Source organism: Wolbachia endosymbiont (group A) of Gastracanthus pulcherrimus (genome assembly GCF_964028265.1).
In the GTDB taxonomy this organism is placed as follows: Bacteria; Pseudomonadota; Alphaproteobacteria; order Rickettsiales; family Anaplasmataceae; genus Wolbachia; species Wolbachia pipientis.
The window spans coordinates 18,104-36,086 of the sequence record NZ_OZ034763.1; the positions used below are offsets into that span (position 1 = coordinate 18,104).

19 protein-coding genes, 1 tRNA gene and 1 pseudogene are annotated in these 17,983 nt (G+C 34.8%); 10 read left to right on the forward strand and 11 right to left on the reverse strand.

Annotated elements, in window-relative coordinates; translation table 11 throughout:
* From ABWU47_RS00090 to recA, 4 genes are all read right to left on the reverse strand, one after another.
* Window positions 1-1,344, reverse strand: a complete 1,344-nt coding sequence (locus ABWU47_RS00090; RefSeq protein ID WP_006279445.1) for an alanine/glycine:cation symporter family protein — start codon at window positions 1,342-1,344, stop codon at window positions 1-3.
* 22 nt (window positions 1,345-1,366) lie between these two features.
* Window positions 1,367-2,137, reverse strand: a complete 771-nt coding sequence (locus tag ABWU47_RS00095; protein ID WP_015589351.1) for a CDP-alcohol phosphatidyltransferase family protein — start codon at window positions 2,135-2,137, stop codon at window positions 1,367-1,369.
* Entirely contained in the window at window positions 2,134-2,826 is a 693-nt protein-coding gene (locus ABWU47_RS00100; RefSeq protein WP_007548750.1) for a phosphatidylserine decarboxylase, read from the reverse strand. Before ABWU47_RS00100 ends, ABWU47_RS00095 begins: the two co-directional genes overlap by 4 nt.
* Before the next feature lie 187 nt (window positions 2,827-3,013).
* Window positions 3,014-4,081 (reverse strand): recombinase RecA, encoded by a 1,068-nt coding sequence (gene recA / locus ABWU47_RS00105; RefSeq protein ID WP_010963008.1) that lies wholly within the window; start codon window positions 4,079-4,081, stop codon window positions 3,014-3,016.
* 631 nt (window positions 4,082-4,712) lie between these two features.
* Between recA and ABWU47_RS00110 the strand changes: the two are divergent.
* Window positions 4,713-4,832, forward strand: a pseudogene (locus tag ABWU47_RS00110) (transposase); the annotation flags it as partial.
* 9 nt (window positions 4,833-4,841) lie between these two features.
* On the opposite strand, the gene ABWU47_RS00115 reads toward ABWU47_RS00110, so the two are convergent.
* A protein-coding gene (locus ABWU47_RS00115; RefSeq protein ID WP_410530063.1) for an IS630 family transposase occupies window positions 4,842-5,853 on the reverse strand; the annotation gives its coding sequence in 2 pieces (ribosomal slippage) (window positions 4,842-5,372 and window positions 5,374-5,853; 1,011 coding nt in all).
* 454 nt (window positions 5,854-6,307) lie between these two features.
* On the opposite strand from ABWU47_RS00115, the gene recG reads away from it, so the two are divergent.
* Together recG and ABWU47_RS00125 are read left to right on the forward strand one after the other, a co-directional pair.
* Window positions 6,308-8,329 carry an ATP-dependent DNA helicase RecG gene (gene recG / locus ABWU47_RS00120; RefSeq protein WP_353285646.1) on the forward strand — a complete coding sequence of 674 codons (2,022 nt, stop codon included), beginning with the start codon at window positions 6,308-6,310 and terminating at the stop codon, window positions 8,327-8,329.
* 607 nt (window positions 8,330-8,936) lie between these two features.
* A complete protein-coding gene (locus tag ABWU47_RS00125; protein ID WP_353285647.1) occupies window positions 8,937-9,113 on the forward strand; it encodes a hypothetical protein in 177 nt (58 codons plus the stop codon).
* A gap of 19 nt (window positions 9,114-9,132) precedes the next feature.
* Here ABWU47_RS00125 and ABWU47_RS00130 read toward each other — a convergent pair whose 3' ends face one another.
* Complete coding sequence (locus ABWU47_RS00130) at window positions 9,133-9,768, reverse strand: transposase (protein ID WP_353271095.1); 636 nt, start codon at window positions 9,766-9,768, stop codon at window positions 9,133-9,135.
* On the reverse strand, window positions 9,752-10,081 hold the full coding sequence (locus tag ABWU47_RS00135) for a transposase (RefSeq protein WP_007548762.1): 330 nt from the start codon (window positions 10,079-10,081) through the stop codon (window positions 9,752-9,754). The genes ABWU47_RS00130 and ABWU47_RS00135 overlap by 17 nt, the downstream gene beginning before the upstream one ends.
* Window positions 10,082-10,352: 271 nt before the next feature.
* Here ABWU47_RS00135 and ABWU47_RS00140 point away from each other — a divergent pair, with 271 nt between their 5' ends.
* Window positions 10,353-10,640 carry a hypothetical protein gene (locus ABWU47_RS00140; protein WP_007549783.1) on the forward strand — a complete coding sequence of 96 codons (288 nt, stop codon included), beginning with the start codon at window positions 10,353-10,355 and terminating at the stop codon, window positions 10,638-10,640.
* 15 nt (window positions 10,641-10,655) lie between these two features.
* Here ABWU47_RS00140 and ABWU47_RS00145 read toward each other — a convergent pair whose 3' ends face one another.
* The 3 genes from ABWU47_RS00145 to cutA form a co-directional block, all read right to left on the reverse strand.
* Complete coding sequence (locus ABWU47_RS00145) at window positions 10,656-11,114, reverse strand: hypothetical protein (protein WP_022626355.1); 459 nt, start codon at window positions 11,112-11,114, stop codon at window positions 10,656-10,658.
* 135 nt (window positions 11,115-11,249) lie between these two features.
* Window positions 11,250-11,324: transfer RNA gene (locus ABWU47_RS00150), tRNA-Gln, on the reverse strand.
* Window positions 11,315-11,650 carry a divalent-cation tolerance protein CutA gene (gene cutA, locus ABWU47_RS00155; protein WP_006279213.1) on the reverse strand — a complete coding sequence of 112 codons (336 nt, stop codon included), beginning with the start codon at window positions 11,648-11,650 and terminating at the stop codon, window positions 11,315-11,317. Before cutA ends, ABWU47_RS00150 begins: the two co-directional genes overlap by 10 nt.
* A 164-nt stretch (window positions 11,651-11,814) precedes the next feature.
* Here cutA and ABWU47_RS00160 point away from each other — a divergent pair, with 164 nt between their 5' ends.
* A complete protein-coding gene (locus ABWU47_RS00160) occupies window positions 11,815-12,015 on the forward strand; it encodes a hypothetical protein (protein WP_353285648.1) in 201 nt (66 codons plus the stop codon).
* A gap of 230 nt (window positions 12,016-12,245) precedes the next feature.
* Window positions 12,246-12,452, forward strand: a complete 207-nt coding sequence (locus ABWU47_RS00165; RefSeq protein ID WP_338482504.1) for a hypothetical protein — start codon at window positions 12,246-12,248, stop codon at window positions 12,450-12,452.
* Here ABWU47_RS00165 and walE1 read toward each other — a convergent pair.
* Complete coding sequence (gene walE1 / locus ABWU47_RS00170) at window positions 12,427-13,953, reverse strand: actin bundler (RefSeq protein WP_186809134.1); 1,527 nt, start codon at window positions 13,951-13,953, stop codon at window positions 12,427-12,429. The genes ABWU47_RS00165 and walE1 overlap by 26 nt on opposite strands.
* 155 nt (window positions 13,954-14,108) lie before the next feature.
* Between walE1 and ABWU47_RS00175 the strand changes: the two genes are divergently transcribed.
* The 4 genes from ABWU47_RS00175 (at window position 14,109) to ABWU47_RS00190 (ending at window position 17,813) form a co-directional block, all read left to right on the forward strand.
* The gene (locus tag ABWU47_RS00175) at window positions 14,109-14,324 is read left to right on the forward strand and encodes a hypothetical protein (protein WP_006279848.1); all 216 of its coding nucleotides are present in this window, start codon (window positions 14,109-14,111) and stop codon (window positions 14,322-14,324) included.
* A gap of 82 nt (window positions 14,325-14,406) precedes the next feature.
* Window positions 14,407-15,441 (forward strand): FtsH protease activity modulator HflK, encoded by a 1,035-nt coding sequence (gene hflK, locus ABWU47_RS00180; protein ID WP_353285649.1) that lies wholly within the window; start codon window positions 14,407-14,409, stop codon window positions 15,439-15,441.
* 2 nt (window positions 15,442-15,443) lie between these two features.
* Complete coding sequence (gene hflC / locus ABWU47_RS00185; protein WP_012673275.1) at window positions 15,444-16,316, forward strand: protease modulator HflC; 873 nt, start codon at window positions 15,444-15,446, stop codon at window positions 16,314-16,316.
* A gap of 3 nt (window positions 16,317-16,319) precedes the next feature.
* A complete protein-coding gene (locus ABWU47_RS00190) occupies window positions 16,320-17,813 on the forward strand; it encodes a DegQ family serine endoprotease (protein WP_077188355.1) in 1,494 nt (497 codons plus the stop codon).
* Window positions 17,814-17,983 lie beyond the last annotated feature (170 nt).

A 17,983-nucleotide genomic window follows, 5' to 3' on the forward strand; every position in this document is an offset into this window, starting at 1 on the left:
TTAATACCCTTTAGAATTGTAATAAGAATCTATTGTATTCAAAACTTCCCTTCTTAGTAGATATATTGCAACAGCATTTGGAATCATAAGGCACATAAACAAACTGTCACCTAGATAAGATATAAATTCTATATTCTTTGACATACAGCTGATATACACTGAAACCACCATAAGAATTTGGAACGGTATCAGTATTTTTTTACTACCAAATAAATACAGCAAAGCAACTTCACAGTAGTAACAATAAGCTATTATTGTGGAAAATGCAAAGGAAAACATCATTAGCGGAAAAACTAACTTGCTGAACAAGGGCAAAGCTGTTGAAAATATCGAACTAATTAGTGTAATATCACCCACGTTATCAGTGCTATGCATACCAGTGATAATTATCACAATACCAGTCAAAAATGAGATTAATATTGTGTCTATAAGTGGTGCAATCATTGCAACGCACCCAACTTTAATTGGATCTTCTTCTTTTACAGCTGAATGTGCTATAGCTGCTGTTCCGGTACCTGCTTCGTTAGCAAACACTGATCTTCTCACTCCGGCTATTAATCCGCTCAATACTCCGCTTCCTATAGCTGATTTATTGAAGATATCTTGGAATATTATGGATAGAGCATTCAGCAAATTACTTCCGTTTACATAAATTAAATATATACACATACCCACATATAGCACTATCATAATTGGTGCTAAGCTCGTTGAAACGAAAGCAATGCGCTTTATTCCTCCCAATATTACAATAAAGACAAGCAGGGATATAATAATGGATGCGTTGTATTCTAGGAGGTTATTTGATAGTGCTGCTATTTGATTTGCTTGAAATGGTATACCGCCCAAAATCATTGCAATAAGTAGCATAATCGCATAAGTGAAGGCAAGAAATCTACCAGTTTTTGCAAATCCAATTTTTGCAAGCCCGTACTTCATGTAATAAAAAGCCCCGCCAGTTGTATTTTCAGAGCGATAAGTAAATGCAAGCACCACCTCGGCAAACTTTATCGACATACCAAGTATTCCGGTAATTACCATCCAAAAAACTGCACTTGGGCCCCCTATTGTGATAGCTATTGCAACTCCTGATATTGTTCCAAGACCAACTGTTCCTGAAATTACTGTTGCAAACGCTTGAATATGAGTGATTATGCCATTGTTGCTGTTATTACACTTTAGATTGAATAGCGTCTGTATTCCATATTTAAGTAACCTAAAGTTAATGAATTTGAACTGGGCAGTACAAAAGATTCCAGTTGCAATTACCCAAATAATTATAAATGGAATGTTGAATATCTTTATATACAGAAATGAATTTAATAGTTCACTTATCTTCAAAATCATGCAGTTTTCTATTTTTTGTTAGCTAACGAGTTTTATATGTAAAATATATGTAAAACCCGATGCTTATTGGAATAGTAAGTGTATACACTATACCTAAAATTGGTAGAGTCATCCAGGGCTTACTGATGAAAAATACAATAAGTACTCCAAAAAATGACACAAATATATAGGATAGGCTTTTGGGAATATAAATATATTTTGCAGAGAAAGTTGGAATGTGACTTATCGAAAAAAATGAAATGGCCAGAAAGTAACAAGCTACGTTTCTTGTGTTAAAAAATCGCTCTATGAGAAGTAAGTATTCACTCTCATGAGATTGAAAGGTAATAATTATTGGTAACAAAGAAAGTAAAGCACACACTGGAGCTGGAACACCAGAAAAGAAAAATTTTTCCCAGTATGGTTGTTCTGAGTGTAGCGAAACATTAAATCTTGCAAGTCTTATTGATATGCAGATTACGTATATCATTACTAAAATCCAACCTATGACTTTGATTTCGTTTAGCTTCCAAAAATACAAAAGAAATGCAGGCGCTGCACCAAAATTTAGAAAATCTGCAAAAGAATCAAGCTGGGCTCCAAAATCGCTAGTTGATTTTAGAATTCTAGCTATTCTGCCATCCATTCCATCTATTATTGCTGCAATGATGATAAAAATTACTGAGAATTCCCATTGTTCATTAAATGTAAATTTAAGTGAAGTGAGACCAGAACATAAACCCAATAAAGTTATAAAGTTTGGGAATAATTTAGTAATAGGTAAGAATCTACTGTTACTTCCATCGTTATTCATATAACGTCAAAAGTAAGCTTCTCTTGAACGTTTTCCTTATTTAAGTTTGCTATAATTGTTTCACCACCAATAACAGTTTGCCCTTCTGAAACTCTGACTTCTGTATCAGCAGGAACATAGATATTCACTCTACTGCCAAACCTTATAATTCCAAACCTTTCACCTGCTTTTACGTTCTGGGATATTCCTAAATTACAAACGATACGACGTGCAATTAATCCAGCTATTTGCTCCACAATAATTTCTTTCCCCTTTTCGTATTCAATTACAATAACCTGCTTTTCATTTTCATTACTAGACCTATTGCTCATTGCGGATACAAACTTGCCTTTTTTATAACTCATTTCCTTTATCGTACCAGATATTGGTATACGGTTCACATGGACGTTCAAAACACTTAAAAATATGCTAACAAGCGTAAACTTCTTCTCCTCTCCGTTTTCTGCTGATAAAGGATAATTAACTTCTTCAATTTTTGAAATCACACCATCAGCAGGACTTAATATAAGATTCTTATTGTTTGGCACAGCTCTTGCTGGATCACGAAAGAAATAAGTACACAATAATGTCGGAAACAAGCACGTAACGCCAAACCCCCAAGATATAGAGAATGCTATACACGTTACTATAAAGGAAACTACTATAAATGAATAACCTTCCCTGTTTATATTAGGTAAACCAAAACACATAATCTTATTAACAATAACCTATTGTTAACAATTTATCATTTATAATTTCTCATGAAAAGCTTTTTTTAACTGCTTCAGCAAAGTCTTTTTGATACAAGGTAACATTACAGATTGTTATATTAGCACATAGAATTACCGTCATACTGTAACAACCCGTCCAACACAAAATCTAATGCCTAAGTTTAGATCAGAAAACTGATTCTTCTAAAAGTTGCTCACTATCCTCGTCTATTATGATAGAATTATCATGATTTCTGAGTAAATCTCTGATTTTTGTTTCTATTTCATTTGCGACTTCTTTGTTTGTTTTTAGGTAAGTTTTTACATTCTCTCTTCCTTGCCCAAGACGTGTGTTGTTATATGAATAGTAAGCGCCTGCTTTTTCAAGCACACCAAGCTTTGCTCCCATATCTATTATTTCTCCGAGTTTTGATATACCTTCATTGTACATTATATCAAATTTCGCTTCTCTAAATGGAGGAGCAACTTTATTTTTTACAACTTTAACTCTTGTTTCATTACCTGTAATATTTTCTTTGTCTTTTATTACACCAACTTTTCTTATATCAAGCCTTACAGAAGTATAGAATTTTAATGCATTTCCACCCGTGGTAGTTTCAGGATTTCCATACACTACTCCTATTTTCATACGAATTTGATTAATAAATATCAATATACAGTTCGCTTTTGAAACGGCAGAGGTTAGTTTCCGTAGCCCATGACTTAGAAGCCTTGCTTGCAGCCCCATATGTTGATCACCCATATCACCTTCAATTTCAGCTCTTGGAGTTAATGCTGCGACAGAGTCAATAACTATCACATCAACCGCACCAGAACACACTAAATACTCAACAATATGCAACGCCTGCTCTCCAGTGTCTGGTTGTGAAATCACTAAATCATCAGTGCTTACCCCAAGTTTACGAGCATATAAGACATCCAATGCATGTTCTGCATCGATAAATGCGCATGATCCTCCTTTTTTTTGTGCTTCAGCAATCACGTGCAAGGCAAGAGTGGTTTTACCAGAACTCTCGGGGCCAAATATTTCAATTATACGCCCTTTTGGCAGACCTCCAACACCTAGAGCCGAATCAAGCGCAATTGATCCTGTGGATATTGTGTCTATTTTTTCTACAGGGTTTTGCTTCAACTTCATTATTGCACCTTTACCGAATGCTTTTTCAATCTGGCTTATTGCGTTATCTAGCGCTTTTTGTTTATCACTATTTCTTTCTTCTGGGTTACTTGCCATAGATCATTTATTAATTTATATAATTCTCTATGATAATCAAACGCGAATAACCTGCCAAGGTTTTTCTAGTATTTATGTATTATTTCAATGAAAAATATTAACGTTTTCATAAAGCAGATATTTGTTTGCCTTCGTTAGTAACACACTATACTTTAGTGTACGAACGTTGCAATTTGCAGCATAGCAGGTGGTGTCATCCAAGTAGCCAACACTGAAATGACTAAATTCGAAATGGCTACATGAATTTATTGTAAATTACTACCGTATAAGGTGCGATGCAACAAAGCCATTCCAGTGTCAGCTACTTGAATGACACCTCTTAGATGGGTCAGCTACTCAGATCTGCCATGAAAACTGCAACCCTAAATGTTGGAGCACTGTCGTACACTAAGCGCTGTAATGACAATTTTAGTCGCTTCATACACTTGTCATGCTAGTCATAACAGAAATAATTTTTACCAAAGATATTTATGAAATAATTGACATAGTTTGGAAATATGTATATTATAGAACATTAATAGTTAGAGGTTGTCCGGAAACAAGTAAAAGGCTATAATATCTGAAATTTTAGTACGGGGTAAAGATGAGAAAAAAGTATCCAACAGATCTAAGCGAAAGGGAATAGGCAAGAATAGAAAAACACTTCAGAGTATCATACAAGAAAGGAGGAAGGCCGCCAAAGTATAGCAAAAGAGAAATATTAGAAGCAATTTTCTATGTATTGCGTACAGGGTGTCAATGGCGGTATTTATACCAATTCTCATTGTTGTCCAGTCAAATAGGAAACATTGCAGAGTTGTTTAGTTGTGGAGCTGGCAAGAGAAGTAATAAATTTGCACAAAGCACCCTCAAGTAGAGCAATTGTATCGTATATTTTATTGCGCAAAATGTTCTGTTTTATATATAACCAAAGCCTCTCAACAGGATTTAGCTCAGGTGAGTATGGAGGTAGGTATATAATGTCGATATTTTTAGGTACCTTTAAATTTTTTGACCTATGCCAACTAGCACAGTCCATAACGAGAAAAGCCTCTCGTGTTTCTAGATATTGCGAAATTTGCTCAAGAAATATGTTCATGCAATCAGTGTTGACATTTGGTGCAAATAAGCTAGAACTCTCTCCATTTCTAGGATTAACTGCACTATAGAGATAGAAATTTTGCCTACCTAATTTTGTTTTAACCTGTGTTCTAATCCCCTTTTTAAACCACCCATGTCCAACTTTTGAATGTGTGCCAAACCGTGATTCATCAAAGAAAAATAGCTCTTTTTCTGGATACTTGCTAATAGCTCAATTGAGATTTTTTTTTGAATTCCTCTTGTTTGCTTTTATCTTGTCCATTATGAACTGGTCTTGGTGTAATATATGAGAATTTCATCTTTTGCATATGGCGGTGTACTGTAGATTTGCTGATATTTAATCCGAACTTTTCCTGGATTCTTATTCTCATTTCTTTAATGGTGATATTAGGATTTTCTTCTATCCACTCTTCAATTTGCTGTAGTTGAGCCTGATTTAATTTAGTTTTTCTACGACGTTGTGAAGGAGCAAACAGTTTTTCTTCTCTGCCAATTTTCAAGAGTTTTACCCACGAAGTTAGTGCGCTTCTTGAAATGCAATATATTTTTGCTACAGCCGTTATACTGTACTTTTTTGCTGCAATTACAGCATTTAGTTTTTTTGAAACATATGCATTATTCCTTACTTTCTTCAGCATTTCTTTTGCTGATTCTACTACTTTTTCATCCAATAATTTTGATCTTAATGCCATTTAAACCTCGCTATTTTACTTACTTCAGTATGGCTTTTCTTCCATCATTGTCCATCTGTTTGCCCTGTAATGGGAATTGGTATAAAACCAAACTTTTCTGCTTGAGCTCTTAATGTAACTACTGGGTTTTCCTTTTCTTTTGGTGTAGAGCTGTTCATCATTAATACCTTGATATAGACTGCTAATGGTATAATAACACATAAAAATGATTAATAAGTTAATAAAATACCTACTATAAGCCCTATGATAGCAAATATAGTTAGGGGTAACTTAGGCTTACCGACGATTTTAAAAACAACAAATTCGTCATTCCGTTACGTGTTAGCGGCTGAGATACCGCGAATGAATCGCGGTATAACGTTAGAGAGCTGTGCTAGCTATAGTGCATACCTGACCATAAGGTGACAAGATTTTAAAAAGGCTCTATAACAGTTTTACACATGTATGAATCTCAATGAGCAATCAGATTTTTCTAAATAGCAGGCTGGAGAATATACCTAAATTTCATTCCGCAATATTACCTAAACTTTGTGGTGGGGACAAGGTGGTGGATCTGCTGTTTTATAAGCCACTTAGTTATGTGGATAGAAGCAAGTTACTATCTGATGCTCGAGTTGGAGAATTTACAACTTTCATTGCAAAAGTTTATGAACATCAGTCGCCCACTTTTAGAGGTAGACCATATAAAATAGTCGTTGAAAGTGAGAGTCAGTATATATTCATAGTCTTTTTTAATTACTCAGTTAAGTATTTATATAAACTATTTCCAATTGGAGCGAATGTGATCATCAGTGGCAAACTCGAAAAATTTGCTGAACATTGGCAAATTACTCATCCAGATTACGTGTCGCTTGACATCAACCAATTTAAAGAAATAGCTTGCATAGAGCCAGTTTACCAATTATGCCGTGGCATTACCAATAAGCGCATTGGGAACATAATAAGCTCTAATCTAAAGGAATTGCCTGATTTACCAGAGTGGATAGATGATACATTAATCAAGCAAAAAAAATGGTTAAGTTGGAGGGAAAGCATCATAAAGTTGCACAGACCAAGCTCATTGGCGGAAGCTGAGGTTTGTAGAAAAAGGCTTGCTTATGATGAATTGTTTGCGTATCAGCTAGCGCTGAAACTTGCAAGAAAAAATCATGTGAAAGAAAGGGGAAGAGAATTTATAATATTGAGTAAATACAAAGAGCAAGTTTTAAATGAATTGTCGTTTCAATTAACAAATGATCAAACTCGTGCAATAGATGAGATCTCAGAGAGACAAAAATCCAAGTATCGCATGATAAGCTTGCTGCAAGGTGATGTTGGTAGTGGCAAAACCGTAGTTGCACTTTTTGCAATGATAAATGTGGTAGAAAACAACATGCAGGCAGCTCTAATGGCACCGACTACTATCTTGGCGGAGCAACATTATAATTGGATTGAGGAAGTTTTATCCTGTACCGATATAAAAGTTGCGCTGCTTACTGGTAAAACTTCGCGCAAGGAAAGAAAGATTATCATGAACGAACTTGCAAGTGGTGTTTTAAATATAGTGATTGGCACTCATGCACTATTTCAAGCTAACGTTACATTTAAAAATTTAGGGCTTGCAGTCATAGACGAGCAACAGCGATTTGGAGTGATGCAGAGAAATCGCTTGGTAGGAAAAGGAGAAAATGCCGATATACTTTTCGTTACTGCAACTCCCATTCCAAGAACCTTGCAGCAAGCTATGTATGGTGATGTTGAATGTTCAATTTTGAAAGAAAAACCAAAATCCAGATTGCCAATAAAAACTGTAACTATGAACATTAGTAGGGTGCCAGATGTTATTGAAAAGCTAAAAGGTGCTATAAACAGGGGCGAAAAAGCATATTGGATTTGTCCATATATAGAAGAAAACGAAGAGACCAATATTGCTGCAGCAGAGATGCGTTTTCAGGAATTACAAAAAACATTTCTTGATAAAGTCGGGATAATACACGGAAAATTGACTCAGGAGCAGAAAGATCAAGTTATGTTTTCCTTCAAAAGGAATGAATTTTCTCTGCTTGTTGCAACCACTGTGATAGAAGTTGGTATAGATGTGCCAGATGCAACCATCATGATTATAGAAAATGCAGAGCAATTTGGGTTATCACAATTGCATCAGTTAAGAGGCAGAGTAGGGCGAGGAAACAAGCCATCTTTTTGTGTATTATTATACGATAATTTAAGTAAAAGCTCATCTTCAAAGTTAAAGATCATGTGTGAGTCACAAGATGGATTTTACATTGCTGAAAGGGATATGATGCTAAGAGGCAGTGGAGATATTTTAGGCACAAAACAATCAGGATGTATGGAATTTAAATTTGCTGATTTATATCAGGACAAAGAGCTGCTCAATCTCGTGTATAATAACGCAAAAGGCGCAATGGCTGATTTTGAATTACTGCTTGATATATTTGAATATAGGAGTAGATTACATTTTTCAAAATTTCAGTAGAAAAACCAGGTAGCCCGCAGAAACAAAAAAACTTACTTGACACCCTTCGCCAACCCCCTTATAATGAAACTGAAGCTATTGTATTTGCTTTCGCCAATCTGCAGATTAAAAGGTAAGGATTACTTAATGTATCGGCGTCTTATGTTCAATTTTCTGCAGTATATAGATACTGTATGTCTTTACAAAACTTCATCTACATCTAGATTTTTATCTAAATAAGCTGAACGCGCTTATAAAGCGTTACAAGACATCAAAAAATGCCAATACTCGACAGAGATAGTAAAAGACTAGCCAACTCGGGGATTCTTTGTCTTTTTTTCTGCTTAGTAAATTTCTTAAACATTTGCAGCGTAAGTTAGTTGCAATTAAAAGCGGCTGAATCTCGCTTGTCAAGCGTTTAAAACATAAAAAACGCCAATATTTTAAAGCGGATAATAACCACGGGGCTTCTTTTGCCTTTTTTTTCATTTGGTAAATTTCTTAATGTTTATGGCTAAACGACAACCGTCATCCCGCTGCTTGTTAGCGGGATCTCTTGTTAGCGGCTGAGATACCGCGAATGAATCGCGGTATGACGTAGATTGCTGTCATTCCAGTGCTCCTTTTTTTGTCATCCAAGCAGCCTCCTATGGTGTCATCCCAGTGCCCAGACACTGGGATCCAGCATTTCATGCAATCCCATCAAGAACGTTGTATTTTACATAACACTTTTATGCTTACCAACCCAGTGTCCAATCAAAATTCCTGGATCCCAGTGGGCTTTGTTGCATCGCTCTTCGGATAGTAGGTAACGTACAATAAATTCATGAAGCTATCTCAAACTTAGCCATGCCTATTTCAGTAAATTTGTTAAGCAAATAACATTTGAGTAGCAGTTCCCTCTCACGATTCATTTCAGATTTGTTCCTAAAACTAAATCCAAATGTCTTTTTTAATCGCGAGAAAAAACCTTCTATATAAGATCTTTTTCCATAACTCATCTCTTTTTTCCACTTCTTTATACCATCTTCATCATATGACTTTATGAGCTTGACTGCAGAATTTCTCTCAGCCATATAGTCTAACTTTGGATGCTCTGCTGCGTTGTTTTTCGGAGGAATTTTCGTTTTTATACCATATTGATTACACAGCTTATAGAGCTTTTCTCTGTCATATGCCCTATCTGCATATAGTACTTTTATGACATACTGAAAATCGACTTCTTTTAGCAAATCACAAGCTCCATAGTGATCAGAGTAGACACCGTTACTGTATTTTACAGCTATGGCTTTTTTGCTGTTTGTATTCAACATTACATGCAATTTTCTTGTCTGTTCATAGCTGCGATACTTTCTATCTTCGCTATTTTCTTTGCTATGACCAGGAGTGTTGTTGTATATACTAATTCCTGTACTGTCTATAGCAATTTCGATATCTTCCATATTATTTTCTGCAATCATTGATCTTAATATTGAGTTTCTTAAACCTTCTTGATGATTGTGAATAGCTGATAACTTGCAAATTTTTCCCAATTTGCTCAAGGTATCCTGCTATAAACCCAACTGTTTGCCTCAGGCCTATTCTAAATAAACAAGTTATTATGTGCACCAAAATTACAACTTTATCGCTATAAATATTGTTGCCACCTGGTATTTTTGGACCATTCTCGTACCACTTTTCTATGGCTTCGTTGATATAATGAAAAATATTTCCTCTTTTTTCTAGAAATTTGTTATATTCGCTATGGTTACTGACCCTCATTTTTTGTGGCATATTTTTTCTTCAACAGTTAAATCGCTATTTATAATGAATTTTGTCAGTAGCCACCAGATTTTTCAGTTGCTATGCAACAAAGCCATCCCAGTGTCAAGCACTGGGATGACACCATAGGGGCACTGCCGTCATAAAGGAACCAGTGTCAGCTACTTGAATGACATCATAGGGGCGCTGGCCTGACAACCGTCATCCCGCTGCTTGTTAGCGGAATCTGCTGTGGCGACATAAACTCAAATCATTTCAAATTTCAATCCAAAGAGGTATCATTATGTCAAACAACTTCAATTTTAAAGAATTTTTTAACCACTATGAAACAAATAGTACGTCAGATGATATACAAAGGTATTATTTGCTGTGGAAATCAGTAATAGCGCAGGCAATGATTGATGCAGCAAGTCACTGCAAAAAAACAGAAAGCTTGGTAGAAAAACGTAAGGCAATTTCTTGGTTATCAGACTTTAGTCAAGATTTTGTGCACACATGTATATTGGCTGATTGTGATCCGGTATACGTAAAAAATAAAATACAGCCAACCTTAAAAAGCCTTACTAGATAAAGCCTTTTTATATACTTAATGAGGTTTACTCCTTTTACCGAAAAAAATATAATTCAATCTCCTATCTATAGTTGCCTCTATATCTTTGATTAATAGCTGCTTTATCATGTTTACTTTTCGCTTTGCATCTTGAGCTTGACGCTCATTGTTACCACTGTTATTGCTGTAATTATTCTTATCACTATAACTACTGCCACTTGGTTTGCTACTGTTACTGAACTCACTACCCTTTTTTCTTCTTGTGTTGAGTATCTGTATTATCTTTTCCTTTAAAAAGGACTTCCAGCCTGTGCCAAGTAATAATTTATAGAGAAAATGCGGAGTAAGAAACGCCACTAATATTCGAATAGAAATTCCGTAACCGAGATCTTCCCTATTTTCATAATACCACTTGCAATATTGAAACAAACGGTAAAACGCATTTTTGAAAGAGCAAAATTCTACAGCATACCAAAAACCATTGCTGAGAAACATGAGCACAATGCTGAATGTGTAAAGATACATTGTGAAGAGAAACAGTTTCACAATTATATCTTTGAGACTACCTAATATATAATTCAATAATCTTAATTTATAGAAAAGTGATATCATTTCACACCCACTTCAATATGGCTGGGGTGGAAGGATTCGAACCTTCGCGTGGCGGTATCAAAAACCGCTGCCTTACCACTTGGCTACACCCCAATACTACTTACATCAATAACACTATTAGCCCAATTAGTAAAAGATTTATTTGCTTTTTCTATGGGCATCACAGCAATAGCTGGCTGATCATAAGAATGCATTGCTTCGATTTTTTCTACAATTTTATCAACTTGATCATTCCTGCTCTTCATAATTGCCACTACTTCACAACTATTACTAATTTTACCTTCCCATAAATACAGAGAATTCACTTCGGGAAATATATTTACACATACAATTAATTTCTCGTTTAACAATTCTTCAGAAACAGTTTTAGCCTCCTCAAAATTTGAAAAAGTTGTATAAACCAAAACTAAATTATTCATTAGTAGCTACATAAATGCATTGCTACTATACTCTACCGAGATTTATTCATCAAGAGAAAATAACGCCAGCGCGTACTGTATGAACATTTGTTTGCAAAGGTAGTATGTTAAGTGTTATAGCTAGTTTGCCTCAAACGTAAAGGTGTCATCCCAGTGCCCCTGTGATGTCATTCCAGTGCTTGACACTGGAATCCAGTTTTCCATATAATCTCATCGAAAACGTTGTAACCACTTTCTATGCTAGTTTGCTTGTAAACAAGCAAACTTTCCTGGATCCCAGTGGGCTTTGTTGCATCGCTAGCTATGATGGATTAAAGATAAAAAAGATAGCGAATATCAGTAGCTTATTATTCTGGTATTTATAACAAGAACGGTCAATGAATACCTAAATTTGAGTAAAAGAAATTTCACTACCATTTACCAATCCGGCTAAAATTCAAGAATTTCAATGCTTTAGCTATTTTCAATAGAATTAAATTTATTAATATAAATAACAAATTACTATTCTTAAATTTGATCAGATTGATTGCAAAAAAACAAGATTTTCAATAGGTTGCTTATAATCCTAACTATAGTTAGCCTTTCATAAGTAGCGATGCAACAAAGCCATCCCAGTGTCAGCTACTCGGATGACACCTTTCCTAGCAGAGAAATCACAATGTTCATACGGTTGTACGCATACCGCTGGGATCTAGGATTTTTCTATAGTTTAAAAACAAAAAAAGGACGTTACTCATTGAGTAACATCCTTTTGGAGAAGGTAGAAGTTTTACTTATTACACTGTTCCTGGAGTTGCTGTAGCTCTTGAGTTGACAGGTTCTGCACTAGGTTGATCTAGAGATGCGCGTCGTTTTGCCAACTTTTCTTCGAGTTCTCTGTCAAATTCTTCTTTTAAAGGAAGAACTTGTTTTCTTGTTAGCGTAGAAGAACCAGAACCCATTCCACTATCAGTAGAATTACTGTGAGTGAGAGTTCCGTTACTCAAACTATCCAGGTTTTGCTCCACAATAGGATCACTGAGAACATCTTCACTGAAAGAACTTTGTCCATTTAAGTTAGTCAATGAGGCGCTTCTAGGTAGTTCTGGTGGAGCAACTGGAGTAAGCTTAGGAGTTAAGCTACTAGATGAATTGCTTCTACGGACTGTTGCAAAGTTCTGAGAATCTGAATCAGAGACAGTAGCAGTACTTTCAGTTCCTATAGAATTTAGTGAATTGCTTTTTGACAAGCTGTTAGATTGTTCAGAGCCTTTTCTTCCCAGTGAAGAGAATGATGATGACACAGACCTAGTTAAACTTTTGACAGAAGGCCTGTTAGCTTTTTTCTCTGCTCTGTCAAACATATTGCTTACGCTTGAGTACAAATGATTTTCTCTACATTCTTTAATAACCTTCTTAATTTCATCGTGATGTTCAGAGAAAACACTGTCGATGAAATAACTACCTTTAGGTAATGACCTTTGTGTTAACAAGTTATGCAAGCTTTTTTCATTTAAATTATTAATGAATTCTTTCCGTACTTGCCATCCAGAAGTATGTTCAATCTCCCCTGATTTTGCCTTCTCTGCCATTTTTAAATCAATTTCTGACGATATTCCAGAAAGTATATTTTTCACTAACCCAGAATTATTTCCTTTATCAGCAAAAATTGCTTTCATATCATTTCTTATTTCGTCAGATTTCTTAATTGCATCTGGAGTAAACCTTTTTACCTTATCTAAATAGTCCGTCTCACCAGATGCCTTATGGAACTTATTTGCCACTCCTTCGCCTACAAAACTAGCGCCTTTTTTCAGTGAATCTACTGAATGTTCATAACCTTCTTTCACCTTATCTTTAACATGCATAGCACCATCTCTAACTTTTCTGGCAGCGTATGTTGATGCGTCCTTAACTTTCCCAGCAGTATATTTCGCCCCATCAACTGTTTTTTCTGCTGACCACTTGAGCCCTTTATATCCAGATTGAACTGCTTTTACAGCGACTTTTACAGCGAAATATAAAGCAAGACCAACTATAGCACCCGGTATAGCAAGTGTTGCACCAACTGCCAAAAGTGGTAGTACTGCCGTAAATAACCCACTTGCTGTACTTACTACAAGAATCTTATCTCCTTGTTTCATCTTAGAGAATTCTGTATCTCCTTTTAACAGGTCAGTCATTCTTTCTTTTAGCTTCTTGTGATCATTAGCAATATCTGAATTTGATAGATTTTGCATAGTTTTATTCAAATCAAGACTACCTTCTTGTTGTAGGCCTATTTCAGTTTCAACAGAATTTAAACTTTTTTTATTAGGTAACATTTTTAACCTCACTATTAATTAAATATATTATAATTGTATTCCTTGATTCTTAAGTTAGTGTTAAATTGATTGCCAGTATTTATTTGTCTTCAAATAATTTCGCTTGACGTGTTTTTTGATAGTGTGGAAAATTAGGTCAAGAAGCTGCAGCATTTATGAAGTATAGAAAAAGAACACTCATCTTTTTGGCTGTTATAACTTTAATAATAATAGCTTTACTATTTAGGTATAATTCCCATTTTCACAAAGACGTAGTGCACTTAAAGAGTGACAACAAAGAATTCAAAAAAAAGCCAGAAAATTCCATAGAGTCGACCATATTACATAGAGAAAAGGAAGTGTACGATCATGTTTTCCATCCTGATGATTAATTTGTAAATAAAATAGCAATTTATGTTTGCATTTTCTTATTAAAGAAGTAATATTAGCGTATTAATTATAGAATCAATCATTATGTTTGATGATAATAATCCTTGGAATCTGGGAAAGAAACCGGTAGGGAACAAAACTCCTAATAATGAAGATATTTTAAGTAAAGCTGTATCTGATATAAGGTTCTTTCTTAATGGATTAACCAGAAACAGGGGCAAAAAACCTTATTTCATCATTTTCATTATTTTGCTGTTCTATGCTTGCACTGGCTTTTATATTGTCCATCCTAGTGAAGAAAGTATAGAACTTACCTTTGGTAAATATTCTAATACAGAAACACCTGGTTTGCGTTATCACTTCCCCTACCCTATTGGCAAGGTTTTTAAAGTGAACGTTAAGGAAGTAAATCGTGAAGAAATTGGGGTAAGTAGTTCTTATGGGCGAGATACAGATCGCGGTGAAGGCGTGATGCTAACTGGAGATGAAAATATAGTCAACGTTAACTTCGAGGTTCAATGGCGCGTTAGAGATGCTAAGGACTATTTATTCAAAGTGCGGGATTACAAACCCGGTTTCAGTGTTAAAAATGCTGCTGAAAGTGCCATGAGAGAAATAATAGGTAAAAACACGATCTCTTTTGCACTTGGTCAAGGCAGACCAGAAATTTCTAGAGATACTAGAATTCTATTGCAGCAGATTCTTGATGGATACCAAATGGGCATAGAGATTTTATCTGTTCAAATGAAAAAAATTGATCCACCAGAAAAAGTAATCAGTTCGTTTAGAGATGTACAAAGTGCTCGTGCAGACAAAGAGCGTACTATAAACGAAGCATATGCTTATAATAATGATATTATACCTCGAGCAAAGGGTGAAGCGATAAAGATAAAATTAGATGCACAAGCATATGAAAATGAAGTAATAAATGAAGCAAAAGGTAATGCAAATCGCTTTTTATCTCTTTATGAGGAATATAGACAGAATCCTTCTCTCGTTAAGAATCGTATTTATCTTGAAACTATGGAAAATATTTTCAGTAAGGTAGACAAAGTTGTTGTAACTGATGATCTGAAAGGTATGTTTTCTTATTTACCTCTTGCAAATTTAGGAAAATAACCATGAGTAGTAATATTAAAATTGTTTTTGTTTCTGTATTTGTTGTTTTATTGATTGTTTTATCTAATTCAATATTTGTTGTGCAAGAAACAAAGCAAGCAATAGTTATACAACTGGGTAAAGTTGTAAGGGATGTTAGGGAAAGTGGCTTATATTTTAAGTTACCATTCATAAATAGTGTAGAGTTTCTTGATAAAAGAGTTTTAGATTTAAGTCCTGATAAGATCCCAAGGGAAGTGATAACAGCGGATCAAAAACGTATTATAGTAGATGCGTATGCAAAATATAAAATAACAAATCCTGTTACTTTTTACCAGGCTGTGAGGAATGAATCAGGTCTGGTTAGAAGATTATATCCGGTTATAGAAGCTCACATAAGAGAAAATATAGGCAGATTTTCGTTGATTAGCTTGTTGAATGAAAAAAGATCAGAGGTTATGCAATTGATTCAGCGTGGAGTTTATTCTGAAGCTGAAAAATTTGGCATAGAAATAATAGACGTAAGAATTAAGAGAGCAGATTTACCAGAAGAAAATAGTTCTGCAATATTTCGCCGTATGCAAACTGAAAGGGAAAAAGAAGCAAAAGAAATCAGAGCAGAAGGAGAGCAAGCTGGGCAGGAAGTTAGATCAAAAGCTGATAAATTAAAAAGGGAAATTATCTCCAGTGCAGTAAAAGAATCGTACGAAATAAGGGGCCGTGGTTATGCTGAAGCAACTAGAATTTATAATGAGGCATTTAAGGTTGATGAAGAGTTCTTTAACTTTTATCGCTCTATGAGCGCTTACAGTAAATCATTTGCCGAAAATAATACTAAATTTGTACTTTCACCAAACAATAACTTTTTAGATATTTTAAATAAAGGATGGAAATAATTTATGAAAAGTAAGGCATTTATTTTATCTATATTTGCATATTTTCTAATTGCGTTTTCTTCGTATGCTAATATGTTTGATTGGAATGCAAAAAAGGTCGTTGATGCTAGCACTACTGCATGCAACTGTAATCAAGGACTTGCCGATTTAGTGGAAGAACTCATTCCTGCGGTTGTAAATATTTCAAGCGAACAAATCATCAAACAAGAAAATAACAGCAGAACTAGAGTTCCATCTATGCCAGGAAATAATTTTTTTGATGATTTTAGAGAGTTTTTTGAGCATTTTGATCAGTTTTTTATGGATAGGGGCCCTAGTGTTAACAAAGAGGTGGTGTTGCTTGGTTCTGGGTTTATTATAGATAAAGGTGGAACTATAGTAACCAATTATCACGTTATTAAAAACGCCAAAGATATCACAGTTACTATGAACGATAATACTTATTTCAAAGCAGAAGTTTTAGGCTATGATGCAAGAACTGATCTTGCTGTGCTTAAGATTAATTCTGATAAAGATCTTTCTTCTGTTGCATTTGGTGATTCTGATAAAGCAAGGGTTGGTGATACGGTTATGGCAATAGGTAACCCATTTGGTTTGGGTGGCTCTGTAAGCACAGGAATTATATCTGCAAGGTCCAGGGACATTAGTATTGGCACTATGAATGAATTTATTCAAACTGATGCTGCAATTAATAGGGGTAACTCTGGAGGACCGTTATTTGATTTAAATGGAAAAGTTATAGGTATTAATACTGCTATCTATTCTCCATCTGAGTCTGGCGGCAACGTGGGTATAGGTTTTGCCATACCATCTAATTTAGCTATGTCAATTATTGACACATTAAAAAGTGGCAAAAAAATAAAACATGGTTGGCTTGGTGTGCAAGTTCAGCCTATAACGAAAGAATTTGCTGAGTCCTTGGGTTTAAAAGATATAAAAGGCGCATTGGTTGCAAGTATAGTAAAGGATAGTCCTGCAGAAAAAGGTGGGATTAAAGTAGGTGATATATTATTAGAATTTGACGGTAAAAAAATCGATAGAATGACACAATTACCTCAAATGGTTTCAAGAGCTGGACCTGAGAAAAAAGTGCAAGTTAAGTTACTTAGAAAGAGCAAAGAGGTTAATATTAAAGTTGTGATCGGAGAATCTACAAATGATGGCCAAGATAACAATCAAGAAGAAAATAAATCAACATCTGATTATGTAACCGGTTTAACTGTTTCAAATCTGCCAAAAGAATCAAAAGAAAGTAAAAATAATGTACCTACAAAAGGTGTGATAGTTACCAATGTAGATAGTAACAGTAATGCCACGCTGCGTGGTATTAAAAAAGGGGACATCATTATCCAATTGGATGGAACTGATATAGAAAATACTAACGATTTTCAAAAACAAGTTGATTTAGCAGTAAAGAAAAACGGTAAAGATTCAATAATGTTGCTCATTTACCGCAATGGAAATCAATTTTTCGCTTCAATAAAGTTAAAGAAGTAATTTTATTCACTAAATTTACAAAACAGTAGTGTTGTAAGCTCGCTACTGTAACACTTCAATCTTATAAAATAAATAAAAATCTACACTAGATTTCTTGCATAACCATATAAAAAATCAAAGGATGTCATTCCAGTGTCAGCTACTTGCATGACGCTGTCATAAAGGAACCA